Source organism: Marinobacter sp. BSs20148, from assembly GCF_000283275.1.
GTDB classification, from domain to species: Bacteria; Pseudomonadota; Gammaproteobacteria; order Pseudomonadales; family Oleiphilaceae; genus Marinobacter; species Marinobacter psychrophilus.
Genome location: NC_018268.1, coordinates 705463 through 730007 on the forward strand (window position 1 = coordinate 705463; position 24545 = coordinate 730007).

The following is a 24545-nucleotide window of genomic DNA, read 5'->3' on the forward strand; positions in this document are numbered from 1 at the left end:
AATCTTTTATGAATTTCCCGGTATTATACCTCCGCAAAGGCGCCGAGCGCCGACTGCGGGCAGGCCACTTGTGGGTCTACAGTAATGAAGTGGATATTAAGCGCTCGCCGCTGACAGGCTTCGAAGCCGGTGTTCAGGCAGAGCTGCGCGCATCGAACGACAAGCCTTTGGGCACCGTGTTTGTGAATCCCCATGCGCTGATTTGTGGCCGGCTGATTAGCCGTGACCCAACCCATGGCATGACTTCGCAACGGCTTACCCAGCGCATGGAAGTTGCGCTGGAATTGCGCCAGCGGCTGTTTAACAAGCCGTTTTACCGCTGGGTGTTTGGTGACAGTGATGGCCTGTCCGGGCTGGTGATTGACCGCTTTGGGGACACCGTGGTGGTGCAAATTTCCAGCGCCGGCATGGAACAGATGAAGGACGCCATTGTACGGGCAATACAAAGGCTGACCCAAGTTAGCTCTATTGTGCTGAAGAACGATGGCAAAATGCGCAAAGTGGAAGGTCTGGAAAGCTATGTGGAGCAGGCCCACGGCAGCGCCCCTGAAATGCTTCAACTGGAAGAAAACGGCGTCAAGTTTGAAGTGCCGCTGGCGGGCGGGCAGAAAACCGGCTGGTTTTACGACCACCGTATGAATCGTGCGCGTTTGCAGGCCTACGCGCCGGGCAAGCGGGTGCTGGATGTATTCAGTTACGTGGGCGGTTGGGGCATACAAGCCGCCAGTGCAGGCGCCACCAGCGTGACCTGCATAGACAGCTCGGCGTCAGCCATTGAGTCGGTGCATCACAACGCCCGCCTGAACGGACTGACGAATGTTGATACGATTGAAGGCGACGCCTTTGACGCGTTAAAAGCATTGGCGGATGAAAAACAGAAATTCGACATTGTGGTGCTAGACCCGCCTGCACTGATACCCCGCCGCCGTGACCAGAAAGCCGGTGAGCAAGCTTATGCGCGCCTGAATCAGCTGGGTTTGCGCCTGCTGGAGCGGGACGGCTTACTGGTGTCGGCATCTTGCTCTATGCACTTGTCCCAGGAAAAGTTGGTAGACATTATCCGCGGTAGCGGTCGCAAAATTGACCGCTTTGTGCAGCTGCTGGAGCAGGGCCATCAGGCGCCGGACCACCCGATCATTCCGGGCATTGCGGAAACCGATTACATCAAATCCTGTTTTGTGCGTTCGCTAACCGGGTTTTTATAGTCCCGGCTATCCAGCGCCTAAAAATTCGCTGGGGGAATCAGTCCCGCAGCGACATAACGGGCCAATCGCGCTCGCGGGCCATGGCTTCCAGGCGCGAATCCGGGTCGACCACCACCGGATTCGCAACCTGTTCTAGCAGTGGTGCGTCGTTGATGGAGTCGCTGTAGAACCAGGCGCCGTCCAATGACTCATTGTTTTCACTCAGCCACTGCGTCAGACGCGTTACCTTTCCGCCCTGAAAACTGGGCGTGCCCGACACCTCTCCGGTAAAGCGGCCATTCACCACTTCCGGGTTGGTGGCAATCAAGTGCTCAATGCCCAAAAGGTCGGCGATTGGCCTGGTAATAAAATGATTGGTGGCGGTAATAATCATCAGTGTATGGCCTTGGCTGCGGTGCTGGTGTAGCAGCTCGGCGGCTTTGGTTTGCAACATCGGTTGCACGTGGCTGACCATAAAACGCCCGTGCATGGTGTGCAGCTCGTCCTGTGAAAACTGCGCCAGGGGTTCCAGCACAAAACGCTGATAGCGAAACACGTCCAGCTCGCCGTTCAGGTAGTCCTGATAAAATCGGTCGTTGGCTTTGCGGTGTACATCGGCGTCTACAATGCCCTGCGCCGCCAGAAAAATGCCCCAGGCGTGGTCGCTGTCGCCATTCAGCAAGGTGTTGTCCAGATCGAATATGGCCAGAGTCATGGTGCTGCCTCGGTGATTAAGGTGGCTGAAAACCGGCACTTGCCAGCGTCTTGCAGTGCGCCGCAGTTTATCATGGCCGCACGCAAACAGTCGTGATTGCCGATTTCTTGGGATTCTGCAAGAATGAGAGCAACTTGGAAAAACCTGACCGTCGCATTTTGCTACGGTTAACCGACTATTAACGAGGTACTGTACCGTGATCGACTCAGACGGTTTCAGACCCAACGTCGGAATCATTCTGGCCAACCACAAAGGGCAAGTGTTGTGGGCGAGGCGCATAGGCCAAAACTCCTGGCAGTTCCCGCAAGGCGGAATTCATCAGGATGAAACACCGGAACAGGCATTGTACCGGGAGCTTGGGGAGGAAGTCGGGCTGTGTGCCCGCGACGTGGAAATTATCAGCTGTACGCGAGGCTGGTTAAGATACCGCTTGCCGCGGCGGATGGTTCGCCACAATTCGCACCCATTGTGTGTAGGGCAAAAACAGAAATGGTTCCTGTTGAGGATGCTTTCACCAGACGCGCAGGTATGCGTAGATGGAACCGATTCACCGGAATTCGACGGCTGGCAGTGGGTAAGCTACTGGTATCCGTTGGGGCAGGTGATCTCATTCAAAAAAGAAGTCTACCGACGTGCGCTGCGCGAACTGGCGCCGCGGCTGTTCCACAACATGGAGCAGGTGCGACGTGCCGAGCACAACCGGCGCTCGAAGGAACAATCATGACGACGGGCTAATCCCAACATGCTGAGTACATTGCGAACGATCGTCCAGGAAGTAAACAGCGCCCGCGACCTGCAGGAGGCGCTGAGCATTATTGTCTCGCGTGTGCAAAAAGCCATGAACACCGAAGTTTGCTCGGTGTATCTGCTAGACCCTGCTACCAACCGCTACGTACTGATGGCCACTGAAGGGCTGTACCGCAAAGCCGTTGGCAAAGTTAGCCTGGGTTATTCCGAGGGCCTTGTGGGCCTTGTGGGCTCGCGGGAAGAGCCGATTAATCTGGAGGATGCGCCTTCCCATCCTCGTTACCGTTACTTTCCTGAAACCGGCGAAGAACGCTTCCGCTCGTTTCTGGGTGTGCCCATTATTCACCATCGCCGCCTGATGGGTGTTCTAGTAGTGCAGCAGCGTGAGAGTTCGCGCAGTTTTAATGAAGGCGAAGAAGCCTTTATGGTGACTATCTCGGCTCAGCTCAGCGGGGTGATCGCCCACAGCGAGGCCACGGGCGCCATTGGTGGTTTGTCGCTCACCGGCGAGGAAGCGCATGACATCGGTTTTGACGGCGTGCCCGGAGCACCCGGCGTGGCCATTGGCACCGGTGTAACCGTTTACCCGGCGGCAGACCTGGACCTTGTGCCAGAAAAAACCACGGATGATATTGAGCACGAACTGGGCCTGTTCCAGTGCGCGGTAAGTGCCGTGCGCGGGGACATCGAGCGGGTCGCAGCACGATTGGCCTCGCAGCTGAGGCCGCAGGAGCAGGCGTTGTTTGATGTGTACCTACGCATGCTCAGCGATGAAGCCCTGCCGGACGAAGTTAACGGCAAAATTCGCGAAGGTAACTGGGCCCAAGGATCGCTGAAACAGGTTGTGCAGCAGTACGTGCGCAATTTCGAGATGATGGATGATCATTATCTGCAGGAGCGGGCGGTAGACGTGCGCGATCTGGGTCGGCGGTTGTTGTCGCATTTGCAGGAAGGCGAGCAAGCCAGCCTTGAATACCCCGAACGCACCGTATTGGTGAGTGAAGAGATCACCCCCGCTATGCTGGGCGAAGTGCCCAAGGGCCAGTTGGTGGGATTGGTGTCGGTGAAAGGTTCCAGCCACTCCCACGTGGCTATTCTGGCCCGCGCTATGGGCATACCCACGGTAATGGGGCTGGTCGACATACCCGTGAATCAGCTCGACGGCAAGGAACTGGTTGTCGACGGCTTCGAAGGTCAGATCTTCGCGTCGCCATCGGCGGATCTGCGCGCTTATTACCAAGTTATCTGCGACGAAGAAAATGAGCTGATTCGGGGTCTCGAAGCCCTGCGCGATTTGCCTTGTGAAACCACCGACCATCACAGGGTATCAATGCTGGTAAACACCGGGTTGATGACCGATGTGGTGCGGTCGCTGACTCACGGCGCCGAAGGCATTGGTCTGTACCGCACGGAAGTGCCGTTCATGATTAAAGATCGCTTCCCTTCGGAACAGGAACAGCGCGAATACTACCGCGAGCAGTTGGAAGCCTTTGCGCCTAACCCGGTGACCATGCGCACCCTGGACATCGGCGGCGACAAGTGCCTGACGTATTTCCCCATCCAAGAGGAAAACCCGTTTCTGGGCTGGCGTGGCATACGGGTCACCCTGGATCACCCGGAGATTTTCCAGCTGCAGGTGCGGGCGATGATGAAGGCCAGCGAAGGCCTGAACAATTTGCAGATCATGCTGCCAATGATCAGCAATATTTCCGAAGTAGAAGAGTCTCTTCATCTGATTTACCGCGTATATCACGAAGTGCGTAAAGACGGTTACAACATCCACATGCCAAAAGTGGGCGTGTTGATCGAAGTGCCGGCAGCGGTATATCAGATACGCGAATTGGCCGACCGGGTGGATTTTCTGTCGGTGGGTACCAACGATTTAACCCAATATTTATTGGCAGTAGACCGTAACAACCCCCGTGTGGCCCCGCTGTACCATTCTTACCATCCTGCTGTGCTGCAGGCGCTGGTACGTATTGCCCAAGACGCTCATGCCGTGGGCAAGCCGGTGGGTGTGTGTGGCGAATTAGCGGGGGACCCGGGCGGCGCCGTATTGCTGATGGCCATGGGCTACGATTCACTATCGATGAACGCAGCCAGCCTGCCAAAAGTAAAATCGGTGATTCGCAGTGTCAGCCTTGAGTGGGCGACAAATTTGTTAGCAGACATCCTGCTGCTTGATTCGCCCCATGTAATCAAAAGCTGTGTTGACTTGGCGCTGCGTAATGCCGGCTTTGGCCGCTATATGCGGCCCGGAAAATCCACTGGCAAAACGTTGGCAGAGGTAGCCTCGGCATCTGCCTGAATAACTCGAGAAGGCCAAGTTATGAGTAATGGCAAACTAACAAAAAAACCGAAGCCGACGACCGCAGCGAACGGCAAAAAACCCCGAATCGGTGTGGCGTTAGGCGGCGGAGGCCCGATTGGTGGTATTTACGAAATAGGGGCGCTGAGGGCACTTGACGAAGCTCTGGAAGGGCTAGATTTCAATGATCTGGATGTTTACGTAGGGGTAAACTCAGGGTCGTTTGTGGCGGCTCATCTGGTGAACCAGGTAACCACCGCCCAGCTGTGTCGAATTTTTGTGCGCAACGAATCCGAATTGCACCCGTTTCATCCCGGTGTTTTTTACCGTCCGGCCTTCGCTGAAATGGGCCGCCGTTTACTGGCCATACCGGGGCTGATTACCACCGCGCTCACCCGCTTCTTTCACAACCCCTACGATCAAAGCCTGCTGGAAGCCTTGACCATTCTGGCTCAAGCCGCACCCGCCGGGCTGTTCAATAACGAAGGCCTGCACCATTACTTAAGGCGCGCGTTCACCATGCTGGGCCGCACCAACGATTTTCGCCAACTCAAGCGCCAACTGTTCATTGTGGTCGCCGATGTGGAGAGTTCGAAGTCGGTGTGTTTTGGTGCGCCGGGGTTTGACGCCGTGCCCATTTCCAAAGCCATTCAGGCCAGCACGGCGTCGGCTGGCATTTACGTACCGGTGGAAATAGACGGCCATTACTACGTCGATGGAACCCTGCGTAAAGGCCTTCACGCATCGGTGGCGTTCGATCATCAGGCTGACTTGGTGCTGGCAATCAATCCTCAGGTACCGCTAGACGCCACTGCCGCCATGAAAGCCGGCACCTTGGCAGCCGGCGAGATGACCCGCTCTGGCATGCCAAATGTGCTGGCGCAAACCTACCGCACCATGGTGCATTCGCGCATGCAGTCCGGGATAGACCGTTACGCCCAGGACTATCCGGATAAGGACATTGTGCTGTTTGAGCCCCGCAGCGAAGACGCCATTCTGTTTGGCTCCAATGTGTTCAGTTTTGAATCCCGGCGTTTGCTGTGCGAACACGCCTACCAGGCTACTCGACGCGATTTGCGCCTTCGTGCTGCAGAACTGGAACCCAAATTGGCGAAATACGGCATTGCTCTGCGCCACGATTGTTTGAACGACACAGATCGCACAGTCAGCACCAGTCTGTTTGGCGAGTTACCACCGGCCACGTTAAAGGCAAAGTCGCAGACACAGAAAAGCCGGCGGGCGGCCGGCTTGCAAAGTGTTACCGGGCAGACAGAAAAGGCCCGATCTTGATAGCGCGCGACCAGAATGCATTTTTACCTTGGTCGCGGCTTTAGTTATCGCCCGCTACAGAATGTAGCGGCTTAAATCTTCATCTTCCGCCAATTTGCCAAGTTTCTCCTCGACGTACTCGGCGGTGACTTCGAACTCTTCCGTGATCTTGTCGCCGGCATCGAATGACAGGCTTTCCAACAGTCTTTCCAACATCGTGTGCAAACGTCGCGCGCCGATATTTTCGGTGTTCTCGTTCACTTTCCACGCCACTTCTGCCAAGCGGGTAATGGCGTCGTCGGTAAAGCTGAGCTTCAGGCCTTCGGCGCCCATCAATGCTTCATACTGCTGCACCAATGAGGCATCCGGCTCTGTCAGAATGCGCTTGAAATCGTTTGGCGTTAGCGCATGCAGTTCGACCCGAATCGGCAAGCGGCCCTGCAACTCTGGAATCAGGTCTGACGGCTTGGTCATGTGGAAAGCGCCAGAAGCAATAAAAAGGATGTGATCGGTGCGAATAGCGCCGTATTTGGTGGTGACCGTGCTGCCTTCAATCAGCGGCAGAAGGTCACGCTGAACGCCCTCGCGGGACACATCCGCGGAGTTGTTGTCAGAGCGTTTGGCCACTTTGTCGATTTCATCCAAAAAAACGATGCCGTTTTGTTCAACAGCTTGTACCGCTTTTTGTTTGATATCTTCTTCGTTTACCAGCTTGGCGGCTTCTTCATCCTTCACCCGACGTAGAGCATCAGCCACCCGCATCTTGCGGGTTTTGCGCTTGTCTTGGGACATGTTGGCAAACATGCTTTGCAGCTGGTTGGTCATTTCTTCCATACCCGGCGGTGCCATAATTTCGACACCGGCGCCGCTGTTGCGCAGATCAATCTCAATTTCTTTGTCGTCCAACTCGCCTTCCCGCAGTTTTTTACGGAACATCTGGCGGGTGGTCGATTCTTCCTTCGGCTTGATATCGTTGTTGACATCCCGCGCAGGTGGCAACAGGACGTCCAGAATGCGATCTTCCGCGGCGTCCAGAGCGCTGTTTTCGTGGCGCTTCATTTCCTGTTCCCGCAGCATTTTTACGGCTATATCAGCCAAGTCGCGAATGATGGAATCGACATCGCGACCCACATAACCCACCTCGGTAAATTTAGTCGCTTCCACTTTTAAAAAAGGTGCGTCCGCCAGTTTGGCCAGGCGCCGGGCAATTTCGGTTTTACCGACACCGGTGGGGCCAATCATCAGAATATTCTTGGGGCTGATTTCTTCACGCAGCTCGTCGTTGAGCTGCATCCGGCGCCAGCGATTGCGCAGGGCAATCGCTACCGCGCGCTTGGCTTCCTGCTGGCCAACAATGTGTTTGTCCAGTTCGAGGACAATTTCTCTAGGAGTCAGTGCAGACATGATCGCTCCGGCTTAATCGTTGGCAGAAAGCACTTCAATGGTGCGATTCTGGTTGGTGTAAATGCAGATGTCAGCCGCTATGATCAGCCCTTTTTCGGTAATCTCGCGGGCACTCATGTCGGTGTTTTCTAACAGCGCGCGGGCAGACGCCTGGGCGAAAGGGCCGCCGGAACCAATGGCAATCAGGCCCATTTCTGGCTCTATAACATCGCCGTTGCCAGTAATGATGAGTGAGACGGTTTTATCGGCCACCGCCAGCAGGGCCTCGAGTTTTCGTAACGCCCGGTCTGATCGCCAGTCTTTGGCCAGCTCCACTGCGGCGCGAGTTAGGTTGCCCTGGTGTTTTTCCAGTTGCGCTTCAAAGCGCTCGAACAGGGTGAACGCATCGGCGGTACCCCCAGCAAAGCCCGCCAAAACCTGGCCGTTGTACAAGCGGCGAACTTTGCGGGCGTTGCCTTTCATTACGGTATTGCCAAGGGACACCTGGCCGTCACCGCCCATGGTGACTTCGGCGTCACGGCGTACGGAAAGTATGGTGGTCATGTGGGCTCCAGTTGCCTGATCGAATGTGTTAGCGCAGTTATGGAGGCAGCGCCGCAATTTTCAAGGCAGAACGTTCAGCACTTAATTTTAGATTTACGCATCAGAATTAAAAGAGACTAGCTCTTTTTGGGGATTTTCCGCACCAGCGGCTGAATGCTGATAGACACCAGCTTGTCCACAGCAGCGTTCATTTGGCTGCGGGATGTGAACGGGCCGACATTCACCCGATACCAGACATTGCCCTCTTCCAGATCGATTTTTTGCACCGCTGCGCGTAAACCCTGGAACGCGATTTCGGCGCGCTGGCGTTCGGCATCTTCAGCTTTGCGGAACGAACCGGACTGCAGCAGGTAATCGACTTGCGGGCGCCCTGGGCTAGGCGTGTATTCGTCCACCGTAGAAGGCATTACCTCGGTTTCCGGCAGCATTTCGTAAAAACGGAATTGGGGTTTGGCGATTTCCGGTTTTATCAGCGCTGGTGTTTTGGCCGGTGCCTTCTGCTCAGTGGGCGCTGCGTCTTTGGCGGGTGCCTCGCTGCCAGGCAAACTGTTCAGGTACACAATAAAGCCGATGAAACCGCCCACAGCCGCCAGTGCCAATACCGATTTCATCGACAGGTTACCGTGTTGAGCTCGCGCCGGGGCGGCGGCTTTCGGCGCCCGGGTGCTGGCAGGCTTGCCCGCTTTTTGACGAGGCGTAGTGGCCTGGTTGGGTGACGATTTGCGGGCGTAGTCTCGCGACATTTTTGTGGTTACATCTCGTCCGGAGCACTAACGCCCAGCAGGCCTAAGCCATTTTCGATTACCTGGCGTACGGCCAAGTACAAGCTGATGCGGGCATCGCGTAGGGCGGTGTCTTCAATCAGCACCTTGTGGGCGTTGTAATAGCTGTGGAACAGGCCGGCCAATTCCCGCAGGTACTGGCTCAGGGTGTGGGGCTCGCGCTGGGCAGCGGCGCTGGCAACCAACTCTGGATATTTTGCCAATTGGTTGGCCAGTTCTTTTTCCTCATCCAGCGTTAGCAGAGTCAGGTCGCCTACGCATTCGTGACGGCCACGCTGCACGCCTTCGACCGCCAGCTTGCGCAACACGCTGCAGATGCGGGCGTGAGCGTACTGGATGTAATACACCGGGTTTTCGTTGGTTTGCGAGCGCGCAAGATCAATGTCAAAGGTCAGCTGGGAATCCACTCGCCGTGCGGCCAGAAAGAAACGGGTGGCGTCTCGGCCTACCTCTTCAATCAGGTCGCTTAGAGTGACATAACTGCCTGCGCGTTTGGAGAGTTTTACCTCTTCACCACCGCGGGTGACCATCACCATTTGGTGCAGCACATAATCTGGCCAACCTTCCGGAATACCGATATTCAACGCCTGCAAGCCGGCGCGAACGCGGGTAACAGTTGAATGGTGGTCGGCGCCCTGTTCGTTGATAACCGTGCTAAAACCGCGTTGCCACTTGTCCAGATGATAGGCAACATCCGGCAGAAAGTAGGTGTAGCCGCCGTCGGTTTTGCGCATAACCCGGTCTTTATCGTCTCCAAATTCGGTGGTTTTCAGCCACAGGGCGCCGCCGTCTTCGTAGGTGTAGCCGTTATCTTGCAGGCGCTTTACGGTGGCTTCAACCTTGCCGTCGTTGTACAGCGAGGATTCCAGGAAATACACGTCAAATTCGACGCCAAAGGCTTTCAGGTCAAGGTCCTGCTCGCGGCGCAGATAAGCCACGGCAAAATCCGTAATGGCTTCAAGGTTTTCCGGCTCGGCCTGGCCGGTCACTGAGCGGTCGTCTGCCGTAATCGTCTTTCCGGCTAGATAGGCCTCGGCCACGTCGGCAATATAGTCGCCGCGGTAACCATTTTCAGGCCAGCTTTGGTGATCTGGCGTCAGGCCTTTTACCCGAGCTTGAACGGATAACCCCAAGTTATTGATCTGGGCGCCAGCGTCGTTGTAATAAAACTCGCGGGTAACCTGATAGCCGTTGGCATCCAGTAGCCGACAAATGCAGTCACCTATTGCGGCACCGCGACCGTGGCCCACATGCAAAGGGCCGGTGGGGTTGGCGGAAACAAATTCCACCTGTACTTTTTCGCCCTTACCGCTGTGGTTGCAGCCAAAGTTTTCAGCTTGTTCCAGTGTCGTATTCACAACGCCAAAGGCGCTGGCCGTACTCATGAAAAAGTTGATAAAACCCGGCCCGGCAATCTCCACTTTGTCGACCGCTGCACTGGCCGGCAAATTGGCCACCAGCGCCTCCGCCAGTTTGCGCGGCGCACAGCGGGCAGACTTGGCCGCCACCAGCGCAATGTTACACGCGTAATCGCCGTGGGATTTGTCTTTGGTGTTGCCAATCTGTGGCGCAAAGCTTTGATCTGCTGGCAAAACGCCTTCAGATTGCAGCGCCGCCAGGGCAGACTGAAGCAGGTCGGAAACGGTCTCTTTCATGCTGTTGAATAGCTCGGCTGAACGGAAGTGGAAATGGGGCAGGGCGCCCACCAGAGTAGAAGTGCCACATTATCGCGGAAACTGATTTTGTAAGCAAAAGCCAGGGGAGTGATAGCGGGCACTAGCCTGTTTCCTGTGGATCTACGTCGATCATCCAGCGGCTGCCGGAGGGCAGTTTTTGTTGATCCAGATGCAGGCAAACGTTGGCGAGGGTCTTGCTCAGGCGCTTGCGGTTATCGGCGTTTATGACCAGCTGGGCGCGGTAGCGGTCGGCGCGACGGGCAATCAACGCTGGCAGTGGGCCCCAGATTTCCAGGCCCGGTGCCTGGGCCAGGGGTTTTATGGTGTCCAGTATCTGCAAACTTTTTTCCATGGTGTCGGCTTCGGCGCGGAATATGGCCATAGCGCGGTAAGGCGGCAGTTGGCCGCCTTCGCGCTCGACTAAAAGCTGTTCGGCCATATCCCCGTAGTGGCCCGTGCAAAGTGTTCTTAATAGTGGATGGTCGCTATGGCAAGTCTGCACCAGCACTGTGCCGGGCTTGTCGCCGCGACCCGCACGGCCGCTGACTTGCAGCAGGGTTTGTAGGAGCTGTTCAGGGGCGCGGAAGTCTACGCTGAACAGACCGCCGTCGGCGTTTATAACCACTACCAGCGTTACGTTGGCAAAATCGTGGCCTTTGGCCAGCATTTGAGTGCCCACCAGAATACAGGGCTTGCCGGTGTTCACGGTTCGTAGAATGGCTTGAATACTGCCTTTACGCTGGGTGCTGTCGCGGTCAACCCGCACCACCGGGGTGTCAGGGAAGGCGGTGGTCAGTATGTCTTCGCTGCGCTCGGTGCCCTGGCCGACGGGCTTGAACGCATCACTTTGGCACTTCGGGCACTGGTTCGTTGCGGCGGCCTGAAAGTCGCAGTGGTGACAGCGCATGGCGTTGTCACGGCGGTGGTAGGTCAGGCGGGTGTCGCAGCGCGGGCATTCGACCATGTGGCCGCAGTCAAAGCACATCATCACCGGCGCGAAGCCGCGGCGGTTCACATACACCAGCACCTGTTCGCCGTTGTCCAAAACCTGCTTGATTGCATTGAGGGCGGGGCGCGACAAGCCACCTTCTAAAGGCCGGCTACGAATGTCCAGCAGTTTTATTTGCGGTGGTCTGGCGTTGCCGGCCCGCTCCTCCAATGTGGCCAAGGTGTATTTGCCTTGCTGCGCGTTGTGCCAGGATTCCAGCGAAGGCGTGGCCGAGCCGAGTATTACTGGGCACTTGTTCAGGTGGGCGCGGTATACCGCAAGGTCGCGCGCTGAATAGCGAAAGCCATCGCCTTGTTTGTAGGAGCTATCGTGCTCTTCGTCCACAATCAGCGTGCGTAAACCGGTAAAGGGCAACAAAACCGCCGAACGGGTGCCAATGAGTATGACGGGTTCGCCGTGGCGTATTTTTAGCCAGGTGTCCAGGCGCTGGCTGTCGTTCAGTGCCGAGTGCCACACCACAATCCGCTGGCCAAAATAGCGCTGGAAGCGGGCCACGGTTTGCGGTGTCAGGTTTATTTCGGGCACCAGCACCAGGGCCTGATCCTGCTCACCCAAATGTTGCTTTAGATAGTGCAGATAGATTTCTGTTTTACCGCTGCCAGTGATGCCGTACAAAAGGCAGGCGCTAAAGCCCTGAGCCGGGTCTGGAAGCTGTGCTGCGGTATCTGTTTGTGCCGGTGATAACGTGGGTGCCGCAAAACTCTCTGTGGGTGTTGTTGCCAGCACGGGTTCGGCGGCTTCGATCAGCTGCTTTTGTTCCAAGGTCTTCAGCTGGCTGCGATTAAAGCCGGCGCTTAAGATGGCGCTTGTCGCAGCGCCTTGGGAATACTGCAAAAGCCAGGCTAGCAAGGCTTTTTGACGGTGGGCCTGCGGTGGCAACTCAGCACCGCTGCTGCGAGCTCGCCACCAGGCTTCGGTTTTGCGCAGTGCTGGACGGCCGCGCCTGAGCGCTGGCGGTAAAGCCGTAAACAGGCATTCACCCAGCGGGTGTTGGTAATAGTCGCTGGCCCAGCTTAGCAGCCGCAGTGTTTCCTTTGGCAGCGCAGGCCAGTTTTCCATAACACTTCGAACCGGCTTCAGTGATACCCCGGGCGGCGGGGTTACGCCAACCGCAGTAACCAGTCCGGTTATCTGCTGGCGGCCAAAGGGAACCTGTACCCGCTGGCCGGGCTGAAGGCTGAGGCCGGAGGCAAGGGTGTAGTCAAACAGCCTTCGCAGCGGGCGGTTCATGGCGATGCGTACAACCTTGGTCACGGGTTTTCCGCATTTAGATGGAAGCTATGCCTGGCAGGCGCTGCAACGGGTATTGGTGTCACGGTATATTCGTATCCTTGTGCAAGCGCCGGTTGCGGCGCCCTGCGCCGGTGGGCATGGGAATTCAGCAGTGTGGCGCTTGCCTGAGTGTCAGTTTGCAAGTAATATTCGCGCTCTGTTGGATGGGGCCGATTGTGCCCCGTCTCTCTTATTGATTCAAATATGCGGTGCCTGGCATACGGAACACTCTACGGAACATTCTTCGGAACAGCCGTAATCGTGACCAGGTGGCGGCATAACCTGACGAGGTTCGCCATGAAAGAAGGTATCCACCCGAAGTACGAAAACATCACCGCTACCTGTTCTTGCGGCAATGTGATCCATACCCGTTCTACCGTTGGTAAGGATCTGCAGTTAGACGTGTGTTCACAGTGCCACCCGTTCTATACCGGCAAGCAGAAAGTTATGGATGCCGGCGGCCGTATTGACCGTTTCCAGAAGCGTTTTGGCAGCCGTATTGTTGGCAAGAAAGAAGATTAATGCCAGCGAATTGCAAAAAAGCGCCCTCGGGCGCTTTTTTTTGTTCTAAAAAATGACGTATCTCGCTTCTGTGGCCGAACATACGCAATAAGACGTATTGACGCTTTACCGGACGCTGGGATGGCCCTTGTCGTTTTATGCGGCGCGGGCCATAATGTCGCCCCGCCATAAGTACATCGGTAGTTCAGTACACCGAAAGTTCAGTACGGCGGCTTTACACCCTTAAACGTGACAAACGGAATAGTGGCAATGTCTCAAGATCTGAAAGAAGCAGCCCTTGAATATCACGCCAAGCCGCGGCCTGGCAAGCTGAGTGTAGAAATCAGCAAGCCCACAAAAACAGCCCGCGATCTTGCACTGGCATACAGTCCCGGAGTTGCCGAGCCGGTCCGCGAGATCGCCCGTGACCCCGAAAACGCCTACAAATACACCATGAAAGGCAATCTGGTGGCGGTTATTTCTGACGGTTCAGCGATTTTGGGCCTGGGTAATCTTGGCCCACTGGCCAGTAAGCCAGTAATGGAAGGTAAGGGCGTTCTTTTCAAGCGCTTTGCCGGTATTGATGTATTTGATATTGAAGTCAATTCTGAAAGCCCTCAGGCTTTTATTGAAACCGTTGAACGCATTGCCGATACCTTTGGCGGCATCAACCTCGAAGATATCAAGGCGCCTGAGTGTTTTGAAATCGAGCGGGCGCTGATTGAAAAATGCAGCATACCTGTATTCCACGACGATCAGCACGGTACCGCCATTGTAACGGCCGCCGGTATGCTTAACGCGCTGGAACTGCAGGGCAAGAAAGTCGAAGAAACCACCATTGTGTGCCTGGGTGCCGGCGCTGCCGCCATTGCATGCATGAAGCTGCTGATCAGTTGTGGTGTGCGTTCCGAGAATATCTGTATGGTGGACCGCAAGGGTGTGATCCACTCTGGCCGCGACGATCTGAACCAGTACAAGGCGATGTTCGCCAACGATACCGATAAACGCACGCTGGACGATGCCATCGACGGTGCTGATGTGTTTGTGGGTCTTTCCGGCCCGGACTTACTGAGCGCTGAACAGCTCAAGAAAATGGCACCTAACCCGGTTGTATTCGCCTGTTCAAATCCGGATCCGGAAATTGATCCGGCGATTGCTAACGCAGTGCGCGATGACCTGATCATGGCCACAGGCCGTTCAGATTATCCTAACCAAGTGAACAACGTGCTGGGCTTTCCCTTCATTTTCCGTGGCGCTCTGGATGTTCGTGCCACAGTGATTAACGAAGAGATGAAGATTGCTGCGGTAAACGCTATCCGCGAACTGGCGAAAGAGCCGGTACCTCAAGAAATCTGCGAAGCCTACGGCGCTGACAGCTTCGAGTTCGGCAGGAATTACATTATTCCGAAGCCGATGGACGTGCGTTTGCTGGAAGTGGTTCCGGCGGCGGTTGCCCGTGCAGCAGTTGATACCGGTGTAGCTCGTAACCCATACCCGGCGCATTACCCGCTTAAATCCATGGACGATGTTATTTAATCGACCAGGCGTTAAGCGAATAAAAAACCGGCGGTGCCTATTAAATTTAGGTTTCGTCGGTTTTTTTGTGGGCACTCGGTTCTCTACTAAGGTCAACCGCGATACTCAGACCTGCTGCGGTCAGTTGCCTAGAACAGTTGCCGGGAAATATCGTCGGTGTCGCCAGTTCCCAGGCCGCCGCGTTCTTCCGCGCTAATGACCTCGGGTTCGTCTTCTTCACGGAACAGCTCAAATACGCCTTCTTCGCCGGGGCGGGCGCGCCTGCCGGTATCTGCATTAATGCGTACATTCACAATGCCATTCGGGCGCGGCATCTGCGCAGAGGGTGTTTGGTCCAGAGCGACTTTCATGTAGTCGATCCAGATCGGTAAGGCGGTGCTGGCGCCGAATTCGTTTCGGCCCAAGGGCGCTGGCTGGTCAAATCCGACCCAGGCAATAACCGCCTGCTGATAGTTGAAACCAGCAAACCAGGTGTCTATCTGTTCATTGGTGGTGCCGGTTTTGCCGGCAAGATCGTCCCTGTTCAGGGCGCTGGCACGGCGGCCGGTGCCCAGTTTGATTACATCGCGCATCATGGAGTGCAAAATATACACCGAGCGCTCGTCGGCCAGTCTTGGCATCCGTCGGGCCGGCGCTTGTACGATGTGTTCCAAAGGCTCGTCGCTCAATTCGGTCACAATGAAATCGTCGTTTACGTCACCGCTGTTATCCGTGTCCTGCAATCCAATTTCTTCAATTTCAACGGCGTTACCGCAGTTGCTGTCGCAAAGAATCACGTCGGGTGCTTGGTAGACGGCCATGCCTCGCGCGTCTTCAATTCGGCGGATCAGGAAAGGCTCTACGTCATAGCCACCGTTGGCAATAACGGCCATGCCCCGTGCCAGTTCCATCGGCGATAGCAAGCCACTGCCCAGTGCCAGCGATAAATTAGCGGGCATGTCTGCGGTGGGCACTTTTAGCTGTTCGAGGTAATCCAGCATTGGCTGGATGCCAAGGTCGCGCAACAAGCGGACAGACACTAGGTTGCGCGAGCGGTAGAGGGCTTCGCGTAGGCGTGTGGGGCCGTAGAACTGGCCGGATGAATTTTGCGGGCGCCAGGCAATTTCTTGGCCTTTCTCTTCGAGTACGATAGGCGAGTCGTTAATCAGCGTCGCCGGGGTAAAACCAGATTCCAGAGCGTTCAGGTAAAGAAACGGTTTAAACGTGGAGCCGGGCTGACGCTTGGCCTGGATGGCTCGGTTGTATTTGCTTTGCCCAAAGCTGTAGCCGCCGCCCAGCGCTTCAATGGCACCGGTTTCTGCGGTTAAGGCTATCAGCGCGCCTTCGACTCGCGGCACTTGATACAGCGCTACATTTTGCACGACGTCAGTGAGGGGTTGTGCTCTGCCGTCGTCGGCGGCTTGGGGAGCCGCGTTATTCAGCGCTTTCACATAAACCACATCGCCAGGACTGAGTACGTCTGACGGATTTTTTGGCGTCGGGCCGGTCAGGTTTTCGGTGCGGTAACGCTGAGCCCACGTCATGGTGTCTAACGTCATGGTCACGGGGCCAAGGAGGCGGGCGTGCAGTGTAGCCGTGCCGTTCTTGTCGTCGGTTTTCAGCACCACAGCAGGAATCAGCGGCCCGGTTCTCGGGTAAGAGCGCAAGGCCGTGGCGAGCTCGTTGGCGTCTAACGATTTGATGTCAATAGTCCCTACTGCACCGCGAAACCCGTGACGGCGATCATAGGCTTCCAGCCCCTGGCGCAAGGCATCAGTGGCGGTTTGCTGTTTTACGCTGTCTACGGTCAGGGTCACCGAGTAGCCATCGGTGTAGGCGTTATCGCCAAAGCGCCGAACCATTTCAGCGCGGGCCATTTCAGCGACGTAATCGGCGTCCACTTCGGTTTCGGTGGCGTTATAGGTGGCTGTCAATTCGGCATTAACGGCTTGTTCGTAATCGTCCTGAGAGATCATCTCAAGCTCTCTCATGCGCCCCAATATCCAGTTTCGCCGTGCCAGAGCGCGGCTTGGATTTGCTAGGGGATTAAAAGCTGAGGGTGCCTTTGGCAGGCCGGCGAGCATGGCCATCTGGGCCAGCGTTAATTCGCTCACGGTTTTGTTGTAGTAAACCTGGCTGGCGGCAGCAATACCGTAGGCGCGGTTGCCCAAATAGATCTTGTTGAGGTACAGCTCAAGTATCGTGTTTTTGTCCAGCTCACGTTCAATTTGCAGGGCCAGCAAAATCTCGTTGAATTTACGAATGAACGTGCGATCCCGCGACAAAAAGTAGTTTTTTGCCACTTGCATAGTGATGGTGCTGCCTCCGGACTGTATGTGGCCGGTAGAGGCCAGTTCCAGTGCGGCCCGCGCCAAACCTTTTATGTCAACGCCGAAGTGTTCATAGAAACGGGAGTCCTCTGCAGCGAGAAATGCTTGCAGTTGGCGCTCGGGAACTTGCTCGATTGTGACGGGTGTCCTTCTCTTTTCACCAAATTCTGCTATTAATTTGCCGTCCTGACTGAATATCCGCAGCGGTGTTTGCAGTTTTATATCGAATAACTGCTCCGCGGCGGGAAGGCCAGGCCGAAGATACAAATAGAAGCCGGAACCAAGGACAAGGGTGACACTCAGTCCGGTTAGAAAAAACCAGATAAAAAGACGAGATGTACGCATCAAATAGGACATTTTTTTCTGACAACAGTTGGATATAGGTCTATGATTTGAACCATTGCATTAGGAATGGAGAGTACTTCGCTGATACAAAAGCCCTGCGTTAAGAAGAATAGGGATTGTAATCGGAAAACAGAAGAAATTCTCTTAAATAAAAAACATACAAAGAGCATAACCGGCTGCAATTAACCAGTTATAGGGTGAGCGCGTGTTTGGATCTTTCGGAAAGAAATCCAGTGGTGTGCTGGGCTTGGACATAAGCTCAAGCTCGGTCAAGCTTTTGGAATTGTCAAAACAGGGCGACCGCTTTCGGGTTGAAAGCTATGCCGTCGAACCTTTACCTGCAAATGCTGTGGTGGAAAAAAACATCACGGATGTGGAAGCCGTAGGTGATGCGATCAAGCGCGTGGTGTCCAAATCCCGCTCTGGCGTCAAGCAAGTAGCCGTTGCCGTATCCGGTTCCGCGGTGATCACCAAGGTGATCCAGATGGATGGCGGTATCAATGAATTCGAAATGGAAGACCAGATCGCCCTGGAGGCAGATCAATACATTCCTTATCCGCTGGATGAAGTCGCGATTGATTTCGAGGTACAAGGTCCCTCTGAATCCAATCCGGATAAGGTTGATGTACTGATTGCTGCCAGCCGCAAAGAGAACGTTGATGTGCGCCAAGACGCACTGAACATTGCCGGACTGACCACCAAAGTGGTTGACGTAGAGGCTTATGCCCTCGAGCGTGCCTATCAACTGATTGAATCGCAATTGAACTCTCACGGCGACGATCTGGTCGTGGCGATCATGGATGTGGGCGCCACCATGGCCACGTTGAGCGTGATTGCCGAAGGCAAAACTGTGTATACCCGCGAACAGGTGTTTGGTGGCAAGCAGTTAACTGAAGAAATCCAGCGCCGCTATGGTTTGTCGCTGGAGGAAGCCGGCCTGGCCAAAAAGCAAGGTGGCTTGCCCGATGATTATGAAGCCGAAGTGCTGAACCCGTTCCGCGAGGCTGTGGTGCAGCAGGTCGCTCGGGCGATGCAGTTCTTTTTCGGTGCCAGCCAGTACAACTCGGTGGATTATGTGGTTTTGGCCGGCGGCACCTCGGCAATACCCGGGCTTGTTGACATGGTAGAGGAAAAAACGGGTACGCCCACGCTGGTAGCCAATCCGTTTGCGGACATGGCTGTTAGCTCGCGGGTCAATGCGTCGGCGTTGAGTAACGATGCTCCTTCGTTGATGATCGCGTGTGGTCTGGCAATGAGGAGCTTCGACTAATGGCAAGAATCAATCTTCGGCCTTGGCGTGAAGAGCTGCGCGCAGAAAAACAGAAACAGTTTGTGGTGCTGCTGCTGAGCGCTGCCATTATTTCAAGCGGCTTGGCGTTTTTGTGGAAAAACAACGTAGACAGCCGCATTGCTTATCAACAATCCCGCAATGCTTATATTCAAACAGCGGCCAGTAAGCTTGATGAGCAGATCAAGGAAATTGAAAGTCTGAAGCGTAAGCGCAATGAGCTGTTAGCGCGAATGAAAGTCATTCAGGATTTGCAGGGCAAGCGCCCGGTCATCGTGCGGGTATTCGACGAGCTGGTGCGTACCGTGCCCGATGGCCTGTATTTCAGCGATTTGAAGAAAGTCGGTGACCGCCTGGAATTGGTGGGTATGGCAGAGTCTAACAGCCGGATTTCATCGCTGATGCGTCAGTTTGAAGGCTCCGACTGGTTTACAAACCCCAATCTGTCCAACGTGTTGACTGCTGATGCCCGCCGTGCAGGTTACAGTCAGTTCAATTTGTCCGTCAGTCAGCAAACCCCTGGTATTGACGGGGAGGAGAAACAATGAGCCTTGCGGACTCGCTGAAAAGCCTGAACGAATTCGATATCAATGATCTGGACATGAGCAATGCTGGTATCTGGCCAGCACCGGTCAAAGCCATTGTGCTTCTGCTGGTGTTTGGTCTGATTATGGGTGGCGGCTACTGGTTCTTTATAAAAGACCAGTTTACGCAACTGGACAGGGTGGAAAGTACAGAGCTGGAACTGCGCAAGAATTATGAGAGCAAGGCTTTCCAAGTGGCTAACCTCAGCGTGTTCAAAGCGCAGATGGTAGAAATGGAAGAAACCTTTGGTGCGTTGGTGCGTCAGTTGCCAAGTGAAACCGAAGTGCCAGGCCTTTTGGAAGACATTACCAATACCGCTCTGGGTAGTGGTCTGGCTCTGCAGGAAGTGAAACTGCAGCCGGAGCAGAAGCGGGACTTCTACTCCGAACTGCCTATTAATATTCGAGTGTCGGGCTCTTACCATGAGCTAGCTACGTTTGTTAGCAGCGTGGCGAGCTTGCCGCGTATCGTGACTCTGCATGATTTGACGATTAAACCCATCGGAGCGGACAGCGAACAGCTGGATATGCAGGTTGTTGCCCGTACCTATCGCTATCGGGCCGGAGAATGAGCATGACGGTAAACCATGCCGGAAAAGCCTGTCTGGGTCTGTGCCTGGCATTGTCGCTGACAGCCTGTTCGCAGAGCAGCGGCTTTTCCGATCTCGACGCGTTTATGGAAGAAATTCGCGCAAAACCCCGGGGGTTTGTCGAACCACTCCCGGAGTTCAACGCTTACGAGGCCTTTAGCTATTCGGCGTCAGATCAGCGCTCGCCGTTTGAGCCACCCATCGACGTGCAGCTGACGATGATCAGCGAGCAGGAACAGCAAGCGATGAGTAACGTAAAGCCGGATATAGACCGGCCGCGGGAAGTGCTGGAGAACTTTGATCTGAAAGAACTGGATATGGTGGGGACTCTGCGCAACAGTGCAGGCATGCTGTTTGCCTTGTTAAAAGACAGCAGTGGTGGCATTCACCGTTTAAACAGCGGCAATTTTATCGGTAAAAACTACGGTCGAATTGTGGGTGTAGGCGAGACCCGCATCGAACTGTTGGAAATCGTGCCCGACGGCCGTGGCGGATGGGTAGAACGCCCGCGCCAACTGTCGCTGGACGAAGGTGATAGCGATGGAGTGGCACCATAATGAATAATAGCAACATGAATGCACAAAAATGCTTGAAGCCGAGGCTAGCGATGTTCAAAAAATTCAACGTAATTGTCTGCGCGGTAACCATTGGGTTGCTGTCCAGCCTTGCTAACGCTGCCACTTTGCAGGATGTGTCGTTTTCCTCTTTACCCGGGGATCGGCTGGAAGTGATTTTGCAGTTTGACGGCCCACCGCCTGAACCTACGGGTTACACCATTGATCGCCCCGCTCGTATTGCGGTAGACCTGAAAGACACCACCAGTGCCCTAGGTGCCCGCAGCTTGCCGCTCGGCAGCGGGAATGCGCAAAGCATGACCGTTGTTGAAACTAACGACCGTACCCGTCTTATTTTCAACCTGATTGAGCTGGTTCCTTACACCACTCAACGCAATAACAACGCGTTGGTGATGATTATTGGCGGCGATTTCGCAGATGTAGCCAGTAACGTTGCGGAATCTGACGGTGCCAGCCCTGTTGCCTCGTCAGCGGACGCAGCGCCAGAGTTAGTAGACGTCGATTTTCGCCGCGGTGCACAAGGTGAAGGCCGTGTGGTTGTGCGTCTGGCCAGTGCGACAACTCAAGTTGACCTGAGCGAGCTGGGCGGAAAAATTCGACTGACCATGCCGGATTTGACTGTGCCCGAGCGCCTACGCCGCCGTTTGGACGTGACAGATTTTGCCACGCCGGTACAGCGGATCGATACTTTTATTGAGGGGGGCAGTGCGGTTATAGAAATTCGTCCGGAAGGCGACTATGACTACATTGCGTACCAGTCCGGCAACGAATTTACTGTGAGTGTTGAACGGCTAAGCGAAGAAGAAGCAGAAACTCGGCGCGAAGAGAAGTTCCCATATTCCGGCGACAAGCTCTCGCTAAATTTTCAAGACATTGAAGTTCGGTCGGTTCTTCAGCTGATCGCCGACTTTACCGGTTTGAATCTGGTGGCCAGCGATACCGTTGGTGGTAGCATCACGCTGCGCTTGCAGAATGTGCCTTGGGATCAGGCGCTGGATCTGATTTTGAAAACCAAAGGTTTGGATAAGCGCCAGATTGGCAATGTATTACTGGTAGCGCCCGCCGATGAAATCGCCGCCCGTGAACGGCTGGAACTGGAAACAACCAAGCAGATCGCCGAGCTTGCCCCGGTGCGTTTGGACATCATTCAGGTCAATTACGCAAAAGCTGCCGAAGTAGTAGCGCTGGTGCAGGCTGACCAAGAGCTGATTTCTAGCCGCGGTTTCATTTCCTCAGACGACCGAACCAACACCATCAGTGTGCGTGAAACCATTGAAAAACTGGACGAGATCCGTCGCCTTGTGTCGACATGGGACGTACCCGTTCGTCAGGTTTCCATTGAAGCTCGGATTGTGCGCGCGCAAACCAACGTGGCCGAGAGCTTGGGCGTTCGCTGGGGCGGTGCATCTTTTGGTAATAATGGTAATAACTCGACGGTTGTAGGTGGTTCTCTTGATACGGTTGGTAGCGTAATGGGTGCCGGCGCTGCGAATTCAACCTCGGTAACCTTTCCGGGTGCATTGGCGGTAGATCTTGGCGTATCTGGCGACGGCGCCTCATCCTTTGCCGTGGGCTTCAGCGGCGGCGACTTCCTGGTAGACCTTGAACTGTCTGCGCTGGAAAGTGATGGCAAAGCGGAAATTGTGTCCCAGCCCAGAGTGGTTACCGCAGATCGTCAGACGGCGTCTATCAAATCGGGTCAGGAAATCCCGTATCAGGAAGCGAGCAGTAGCGGCGCCACAAGCACTTCTTTTAAAGAAGCGGTGTTGTCATTGGAGGTAACGCCGCAGATCACACCGGATGACAAAATCATCATGGATCTTGAAGTGACTCAGGACTCCCGTGGCGAAGACACCCCCAGCGGCCCGGCCATCAACACCAACTCGGTGACAACTCAGGTGCTGGTCGCCAACGGTGAAACCATCGTTTTGGGCGGTATTTTCGAATCGACCAACACTGAAACCACTACCAAGACACCGTTCTTGGGCGATATTCCCTACCTGGGGAGGTTGTTCAAGCGCACTCAGACTACAGAGCTGCGTAGCGAACTGCTGATTTTCATCACTCCGAAAATCATCAAAAACGACCTCGTTCGTTAAGTTATCTGCAACAAAAAACCGCCGCCTAAAAACGGCGGTTTTTTTTGTGCGTGTGAAACCCACGGCAGAACCGGACATTCTTATAGAATGGCCGCCCCTATGCTATTCTGACCGGCTTGAACCTTATTGAGCGGACGTTATGTTGTTGCCCAAGCGAGTTATTCTGGTTGGCCCCATGGGGGCCGGTAAAAGTACCATCGGCCGTATGCTAGCGCGTGAGCTGGACTATCGCTTTTTGGATACCGACCGAATTATTGAAGAGCGCTGCGGTGCCAACATTCCCTGGATTTTCGATGTAGAGGGAGAAGACGGGTTCCGCCAGCGCGAAACCGCCATGCTGAGCGAGCTGTCCACCGAGGCCGGTATCATTCTGGCGACCGGTGGAGGCGCGGTTGTGCGCGACGTGAATCATGAACTACTGCGTCGTAACTCGGTGATTGTTTACTTGCGCACATCGGTTGAACACCAGGTAGAGCGCACCCGTAAAGACCGAAATCGCCCGCTGTTGCAGACAGCGGATCCGGAAGCAGTTCTGCGCCACCTATTCGCGATCCGTGATCCTATTTACGCCGAGCTGGCAACTATCACTATGTACACAGATCGCAAAAGCCCGCGATTGGTGGTGCGCCAACTGGTTAATCTGCTGAACCCAAAAACACCCCGTCACATACGCCAGATTCGAAAGGAAGGTCGTCATCATGCCTGAATTACTCCGTAAACTTTTGGTAGACCTTGGCGAACGAAGCTATCCAATACTGATTGGCGAGCAGCTGTTGGGGCAATATGATTTGACGTCTTATGTCGGCGGTTCCCAGGTGATGATTGTGTCAAACGACACCGTGGCCCCGCTCTATCTGGAGCAGGCAAAAGCCTGTTTTGCAGGCAAACAGGTGGATTCGGTGATTTTGCCGGATGGCGAAAAACACAAAGACTGGCAAACCCTGAATCTGATTTTTGATGCACTGCTACAGCACAGGCACAATCGCATGACGACCCTGGTAGCTCTGGGCGGAGGCGTCGTGGGGGACATGACTGGATTTGCGGCGGCGAGTTACCAGCGCGGCGTAGCGTTCATCCAGATTCCAACAACGCTGCTGTCGCAGGTGGATTCCTCCGTTGGTGGCAAAACCGGGATCAATCACCCCTTGGGTAAAAATATGATCGGGGCTTTTCATCAGCCCCAAGCCGTGCTGATTGATATAGGTACCCTAGTGACGCTGCCAGACCGGGAAGTCTGTGCTGGGATGGCGGAAGTCATCAAGTACGGTCTGATTCGCGATCTGCCTTTTCTGCACTGGCTGGATCAGAATCTTGGATCTTTGCTTGAAAAGGATCCGCTGCAGGTCGCAGAGGCCATCTACCGTTCTTGCGTCTGTAAAGCGGAAGTGGTGGCTATTGATGAACGCGAAGGCGGCCTGAGAGCAATACTCAATCTTGGCCACACCTTCGGCCACGCTATCGAGACTTTTGCCGGCTATGGCAATTGGTTACACGGAGAAGCCGTTGGCACCGGCATGATGATGGCAGCGGATCTTTCCGCTCGCGAAAGTTTTATCAGTGCTGCCGAATGTCAGCAGATTTACAGCCTGATCAGCCGCGCCGGATTGCCGCCGCTGGCGCCTGCAGCGATGCGCCCGAACGACTTCATAGAGCTGATGGCAGTGGATAAAAAGAATGTAGATGGACAGCTCAGGCTGGTTCTGCTGCAGGCGGTGGGCGAAGCGGTTGTGACCGCCAAAACTGCGCGCAAAAACCTTGAAGCAACCCTGAACGCTTTTTGCCAGCGTTGAGCCCAGAGCCCGAGACGAT

Annotated in this window: 20 protein-coding genes; 13 read left to right on the forward strand and 7 right to left on the reverse strand. The window is 55.1% G+C overall.

The window, feature by feature from the left end; translation table 11 throughout:
- Positions 1–8 precede the first annotated feature (8 nt).
- Positions 9–1205 carry a class I SAM-dependent rRNA methyltransferase gene (locus MRBBS_RS03190; RefSeq protein ID WP_014869978.1) on the forward strand — a complete coding sequence of 399 codons (1197 nt, stop codon included), beginning with the start codon at positions 9–11 and terminating at the stop codon, positions 1203–1205.
- Positions 1206–1242: 37 nt separating this feature from the next.
- Here MRBBS_RS03190 and MRBBS_RS03195 read toward each other — a convergent pair whose 3' ends face one another.
- Positions 1243–1899: an HAD family hydrolase gene (locus tag MRBBS_RS03195; protein WP_014869979.1), complete on the reverse strand. Its 657-nt coding sequence runs from the start codon at positions 1897–1899 to the stop codon at positions 1243–1245.
- Positions 1900–2095: 196 nt separating this feature from the next.
- Between MRBBS_RS03195 and MRBBS_RS03200 the strand changes: the two genes are divergently transcribed.
- From MRBBS_RS03200 to MRBBS_RS03210, 3 genes are read left to right on the forward strand one after another with little or no spacing between them, the layout of a single operon-like run.
- On the forward strand, positions 2096–2623 hold the full coding sequence (locus MRBBS_RS03200) for an RNA pyrophosphohydrolase (RefSeq protein WP_041635050.1): 528 nt from the start codon (positions 2096–2098) through the stop codon (positions 2621–2623).
- 18 nt (positions 2624–2641) lie between these two features.
- Positions 2642–4954 carry a phosphoenolpyruvate--protein phosphotransferase gene (gene ptsP / locus MRBBS_RS03205; RefSeq protein WP_014869983.1) on the forward strand — a complete coding sequence of 771 codons (2313 nt, stop codon included), beginning with the start codon at positions 2642–2644 and terminating at the stop codon, positions 4952–4954.
- Between the two features lie 21 nt (positions 4955–4975).
- Positions 4976–6244: a patatin-like phospholipase family protein gene (locus tag MRBBS_RS03210; RefSeq protein WP_014869984.1), complete on the forward strand. Its 1269-nt coding sequence runs from the start codon at positions 4976–4978 to the stop codon at positions 6242–6244.
- 54 nt (positions 6245–6298) lie between these two features.
- Here MRBBS_RS03210 and hslU read toward each other — a convergent pair whose 3' ends face one another.
- The 5 genes from hslU to MRBBS_RS03235 form a co-directional block, all read right to left on the reverse strand.
- Positions 6299–7627, reverse strand: a complete 1329-nt coding sequence (gene hslU / locus MRBBS_RS03215) for an ATP-dependent protease ATPase subunit HslU (protein WP_014869985.1) — start codon at positions 7625–7627, stop codon at positions 6299–6301.
- Between the two features lie 12 nt (positions 7628–7639).
- Positions 7640–8170, reverse strand: a complete 531-nt coding sequence (gene hslV, locus MRBBS_RS03220) for an ATP-dependent protease subunit HslV (RefSeq protein WP_014869986.1) — start codon at positions 8168–8170, stop codon at positions 7640–7642.
- A gap of 116 nt (positions 8171–8286) precedes the next feature.
- Positions 8287–8913, reverse strand: coding sequence for an SPOR domain-containing protein (locus tag MRBBS_RS03225; protein ID WP_014869987.1), 627 nt, complete (start codon positions 8911–8913; stop codon positions 8287–8289).
- Positions 8914–8921: 8 nt separating this feature from the next.
- Positions 8922–10607 carry an arginine--tRNA ligase gene (argS, locus tag MRBBS_RS03230; RefSeq protein WP_041635450.1) on the reverse strand — a complete coding sequence of 562 codons (1686 nt, stop codon included), beginning with the start codon at positions 10605–10607 and terminating at the stop codon, positions 8922–8924.
- Positions 10608–10728: 121 nt separating this feature from the next.
- On the reverse strand, positions 10729–12891 hold the full coding sequence (locus MRBBS_RS03235) for a primosomal protein N' (RefSeq protein ID WP_014869989.1): 2163 nt from the start codon (positions 12889–12891) through the stop codon (positions 10729–10731).
- Between the two features lie 315 nt (positions 12892–13206).
- Between MRBBS_RS03235 and rpmE the strand changes: the two genes are divergently transcribed.
- Complete coding sequence (gene rpmE / locus MRBBS_RS03240; protein WP_014869990.1) at positions 13207–13431, forward strand: 50S ribosomal protein L31; 225 nt, start codon at positions 13207–13209, stop codon at positions 13429–13431.
- A gap of 249 nt (positions 13432–13680) precedes the next feature.
- Positions 13681–14946, forward strand: a complete 1266-nt coding sequence (locus tag MRBBS_RS03245) for a malic enzyme-like NAD(P)-binding protein (protein WP_014869991.1) — start codon at positions 13681–13683, stop codon at positions 14944–14946.
- Between the two features lie 128 nt (positions 14947–15074).
- Here MRBBS_RS03245 and MRBBS_RS03250 read toward each other — a convergent pair whose 3' ends face one another.
- Positions 15075–17612: a penicillin-binding protein 1A gene (locus MRBBS_RS03250; RefSeq protein WP_014869992.1), complete on the reverse strand. Its 2538-nt coding sequence runs from the start codon at positions 17610–17612 to the stop codon at positions 15075–15077.
- A 193-nt stretch (positions 17613–17805) separates the two neighbouring features.
- Between MRBBS_RS03250 and MRBBS_RS03255 the strand changes: the two genes are divergently transcribed.
- The 7 genes from MRBBS_RS03255 to aroB all read left to right on the forward strand — a co-directional run bounded on the left by MRBBS_RS03255 (position 17806) and on the right by aroB (position 24526).
- The gene (locus tag MRBBS_RS03255; RefSeq protein ID WP_014869993.1) at positions 17806–18870 is read left to right on the forward strand and encodes a pilus assembly protein PilM; all 1065 of its coding nucleotides are present in this window, start codon (positions 17806–17808) and stop codon (positions 18868–18870) included.
- A complete protein-coding gene (locus MRBBS_RS03260; protein WP_014869994.1) occupies positions 18870–19436 on the forward strand; it encodes a PilN domain-containing protein in 567 nt (188 codons plus the stop codon). Before MRBBS_RS03255 ends, MRBBS_RS03260 begins: the two co-directional genes overlap by 1 nt.
- On the forward strand, positions 19433–20044 hold the full coding sequence (locus tag MRBBS_RS03265; protein WP_014869995.1) for a type 4a pilus biogenesis protein PilO: 612 nt from the start codon (positions 19433–19435) through the stop codon (positions 20042–20044). The genes MRBBS_RS03260 and MRBBS_RS03265 overlap by 4 nt, the downstream gene beginning before the upstream one ends.
- Positions 20045–20046: 2 nt before the next feature.
- Positions 20047–20619, forward strand: a complete 573-nt coding sequence (locus MRBBS_RS03270; RefSeq protein ID WP_014869996.1) for a pilus assembly protein PilP — start codon at positions 20047–20049, stop codon at positions 20617–20619.
- The gene (gene pilQ / locus MRBBS_RS03275; RefSeq protein ID WP_014869997.1) at positions 20619–22736 is read left to right on the forward strand and encodes a type IV pilus secretin PilQ; all 2118 of its coding nucleotides are present in this window, start codon (positions 20619–20621) and stop codon (positions 22734–22736) included. The genes MRBBS_RS03270 and pilQ overlap by 1 nt, the downstream gene beginning before the upstream one ends.
- A 139-nt stretch (positions 22737–22875) precedes the next feature.
- Positions 22876–23442, forward strand: a complete 567-nt coding sequence (gene aroK, locus MRBBS_RS03280) for a shikimate kinase AroK (protein ID WP_014869998.1) — start codon at positions 22876–22878, stop codon at positions 23440–23442.
- A complete protein-coding gene (aroB, locus tag MRBBS_RS03285; protein WP_014869999.1) occupies positions 23435–24526 on the forward strand; it encodes a 3-dehydroquinate synthase in 1092 nt (363 codons plus the stop codon). The genes aroK and aroB overlap by 8 nt, the downstream gene beginning before the upstream one ends.
- Positions 24527–24545 lie beyond the last annotated feature (19 nt).